4 protein-coding genes are annotated in these 3,742 nt (G+C 57.3%); 3 read left to right on the top strand and 1 reads right to left on the bottom strand.

Annotation, left to right across the window (positions count from 1 at the left end; genetic code table 11):
• Positions 1-536: 536 nt before the first annotated feature.
• Positions 537-2,306 (top strand): threonine--tRNA ligase, encoded by a 1,770-nt coding sequence (gene thrS / locus HMPREF0372_RS11585; protein ID WP_007492559.1) that lies wholly within the window; start codon positions 537-539, stop codon positions 2,304-2,306.
• A 182-nt stretch (positions 2,307-2,488) separates the two neighbouring features.
• On the opposite strand, the gene HMPREF0372_RS11580 is transcribed toward thrS, so the two are convergent.
• A complete protein-coding gene (locus tag HMPREF0372_RS11580; protein ID WP_007492557.1) occupies positions 2,489-2,800 on the bottom strand; it encodes a helix-turn-helix domain-containing protein in 312 nt (103 codons plus the stop codon).
• A 128-nt stretch (positions 2,801-2,928) separates the two neighbouring features.
• Between HMPREF0372_RS11580 and HMPREF0372_RS19775 the strand changes: the two genes are divergently transcribed.
• The gene (locus HMPREF0372_RS19775) at positions 2,929-3,525 is read left to right on the top strand and encodes a hypothetical protein (protein ID WP_024725010.1); all 597 of its coding nucleotides are present in this window, start codon (positions 2,929-2,931) and stop codon (positions 3,523-3,525) included.
• A gap of 17 nt (positions 3,526-3,542) precedes the next feature.
• The gene (locus HMPREF0372_RS20120; protein ID WP_007492555.1) at positions 3,543-3,707 is read left to right on the top strand and encodes a hypothetical protein; all 165 of its coding nucleotides are present in this window, start codon (positions 3,543-3,545) and stop codon (positions 3,705-3,707) included.
• Positions 3,708-3,742: the final 35 nt, after the last annotated feature.

The raw sequence follows: 3,742 nt of genomic DNA, 5'->3' as shown, positions 1-3,742 counted from the left end.
TCAGATGTCCAATATGTATTGTAGTCCTACAACGCCCGCGGGCTCCGGGATAAAGTGGACTCTTGACTTTCCTCCCCCTCAGTGATATAGTAGGTCCGTTCAAATTGGCTTTGACGGAGACGAACCCGCACAGCGGCGGACAGAGAGGGACCCGTTTGGTGGAAGGGTCCCACGACACGCGGCGGCTGTACCACTCCCGAGCCGCCCGGGATGACCGGGCCGGGGCTTTCCCGTTACAGGAAGTCACAAGCGGCCAGTTGCCACGCTGCGCGCCCTCTGCGGCGGCCAGCTGTTCCACGCTGTGCCGAACCTGCCGCCGGGCTTTTGCCCGACCGTTCGTTCGGCCTGCGCGTGTTGCGGTTGTCCTGCCGGGCGTCTGTGCGTCTCTGGCAAGCAGGGTGGAACCGTGGGACGTATGACAGCGCCTCACCCCTGACACACTCAGGGGTGAGGCGCTTTTTTGCTGTAACCCCGCCGCATTTTACCGGGGCGCGCGCCGTGTGCCGCCCCCCACAGACGAAAAGGAGGTTATCAGAATGTCCGAAGAGAACAAGAACAGCGAATTTTCCTTTGAAAACGAGAGCTACCGCAAGACCTACTGGCACACCTGCTCCCACATTCTGGCCCAGGCGGTGAAGCGCCTGTACCCGGAGGTAAAGCTGGCCATCGGCCCCTCCATCGACGAGGGCTTTTACTACGACATGGACTCCCCCTTCCCCTTCACTCCGGAGATCCTGGAGAAGCTTGAGGGAGAGATGCGCAAGATCTGCAAGGAGAAGCTGAAGCTGGAGCGCTTTGAGCTGCCCCGGGAAGAGGCTCTCAAGTTCATGGAGGAGAAGGGCGAGCCCTACAAGGTGGAGCTGATCCACGATCTGCCGGAGGACGCCCACATCTCCTTCTACAAGCAGGGCGAGTTCACCGACCTGTGCGCCGGCCCCCACCTGGACTCCACCGGCCGGGTCAAGGGCAACGCCATCAAGCTGACCGCCTGCAACGCCGCCTACTGGCGGGGCGACTCCAGCCGCCAGACCCTCCAGCGCATCTACGGCATCGCCTTCCCCAAGAAGGACGAGCTGGACGCCTACCTCCAGCGCATTGAGGAGGCCAAGAAGCGGGATCACCGCAGGCTGGGGAAGGAGCTGGGCCTGTTCACCATTATGGACGAGGGCCCCGGCTTCCCCTTCTTCCTGCCCCGCGGCATGGTGCTGAAGAACACGCTGATCGACTACTGGCGGCAGGTGCACAAGCGCTACGGCTATGTGGAGATCTCCACCCCCATCATGCTCAACCGCTCCCTGTGGGAGCGCTCCGGCCACTGGGACCACTACAAGAACAACATGTACACCACCGTCATCGACGAGGAGGACTTCGCCGTCAAGCCCATGAACTGTCCCGGCGGCATGCTGGTCTACAAAAACGAGCCCCACTCCTACCGGGATCTCCCCCTGCGGGTGGGCGAGCTGGGCCTGGTGCACCGGCACGAGCTGTCCGGCGCCCTCCACGGCCTGTTCCGGGTGCGCTGCTTCACCCAGGACGACGCCCACATCTTCATGACCCCCGACCAGCTCAAGGACGAGATCAAGAACGTGGTCAAGCTCTTTGACGAGGTGTACTCCGTCTTTGGCCTGCACTATGAGATCGAGCTGTCCACCATGCCGGAGGATCACATCGGCACCGTGGAGCAGTGGGAGCACAACCAGGACATCCTGAAAGAGGCCATCACCGAGATGGGCAAGACCTACGTGATCAACGAGGGCGACGGCGCCTTCTACGGCCCCAAGCTGGACTTCCACCTGGCCGACTCCCTCGGCCGCACCTGGCAGTGCGGCACCATCCAGCTCGACTCCCAGCTCCCCGAGCGCTTTGAGCTGGAGTACGTGGGCGCGGACAACGAGAAGCACCGCCCCATCATGATCCACCGGGTGGTGCTGGGCTCCATCGAGCGGTTCATCGGCGTCATCACCGAGCACTTCGCCGGCGCCTTCCCCACCTGGCTGGCCCCGGTGCAGGTCAAGGTGCTCCCCATCACCGACCGGGCGGCGGAGTACGCCGACCAGGTGGCCGCCAAGCTGGACGCGCTGGGCTACCGGGTGGAGACCGACCACCGCAGCGAGAAGATCGGCTTCAAGATCCGCCAGGCCCAGTTGGAGAAGGTGCCCTATATGCTGGTGGTGGGCGACAAGGAGGCCGAGACCGGCGGCGTGGCCGTGCGCAACCGCCACGGCGGGCAGACCGTCATGAGCTTCGACGCCTTTGCCGCCAAGCTCAGGGACGAGGTGGACTCCAAGGCCCTGGAGCAGAACTGACCTTTCCCCCGATTTTGACACGCCCTGGGCGGCCATAGGCCGCCCAGGGCGTATCTGTTCTTGTCTTGCGGGCCCTCTCCCTTTCCCGCTCTCCAGGTCTCTTTCCGCGGACAGACCTTTCCATAGACCCCCAATCTCTCAAGAACACACAGCGGCGGCCCGCGCATCCACGCAAGCCGCCGCTATTCCTTTGCCTTCATCGCGTCCACCAGCCGGGCCAGCGCCTCCGCCTCCCGCTCCGTCAGCCCGTCGGTGTGAATCGCCGGAGCACTCTCCCGCTCCGGGAACACCAGCGCATCCACCGAGAAGTCCAGCAGCTCCATCATCTGAAAGAGTAATGGAACGGACGGCAACCGACGGGATCCTTCTATATTTTTTAGGTGGATCGGCGTAATGTCCAGCATTTCAGCCAGACACTCCTGTGTTAGCCCTTTTTTCATGCGGGCGGTGCGAATGGTCTCTCCCAGCGCCCTGCGATCCAGTTCCATCCTCATATCTAACAGCACCCCTTTTAGGTATCTTAAAGTTAATATTCTCTATTGCAAATTTCCTAAAAGATTATTATAATAGATGCTATAAGATACCCCTCACTAAAATGAACTGCGATTACTGGGGTGATTATATGTGGGAAGTCGTAGCTTTTGTCATTATCATAGTTATCGGAATTTTCTATCTCATAGGTACTTATTTTGGCGCTGGTGCCGTTATTTTAGTAATCGGCGCTATTGTATTTGGATTTTATAAATTTCTTCATTTTGGTGATACAGCAGAAGAAGAATCCGAATATGTAGAAAACGCTCTCAAGTTTATAGAATTTACGAAAAGATTAAATTCCCCTCTGCTTACGTTATTTGCCACTCCCAAACATATTGGAGTCGTTTTATCTGATGATGCTTTGGGTATATGTGTGCAAATGTGTTTGGCTACAACCTCAGATGCGAGGTTAGAAAAAGCCAGGCGTGATCTATTGGAAAAAGAGCTGGTAAAGCATATTGATGGTAATAATGGATTGCAATTATACAGAGAGCTATGCTTAGATGTCGACTTGTGGAAGCATGATGAAGATCATCCGATTATATTAAAATATCTTCTGCCGCCGTATAATAGAGCCCGGAGCGAATTACAACAATTAGATACATATATAAATGCACTCAAGCGCCGATACAAAAAGCAATACCAAAAAGAACTAAAGATTGTTACTTGGATTGATTATAAATAAAACGAGAGGTGAACACGATGCCATCCAGCGACTACAACAAGTACCTCGCCGCCATCAAGGCGGCCAACGACATGGAGAACAAAGAGCTTTTGCGGCAGATCAAAAACGAGCTTATCGCCAATTACGGCCTCATGGACGACGACGTGGACTATCTGCTCCGGCAGTTCCGCTACAACGTCTGACTGACAGAGGGGTGCCCCGGCCGCAGGCCGGGGCA

The organism is Flavonifractor plautii ATCC 29863 (genome assembly GCF_000239295.1).
In the GTDB taxonomy this organism is placed as follows: Bacteria; Bacillota; Clostridia; order Oscillospirales; family Oscillospiraceae; genus Flavonifractor; species Flavonifractor plautii.
This window is presented reverse-complemented; position numbering and strand designations above follow the sequence as displayed.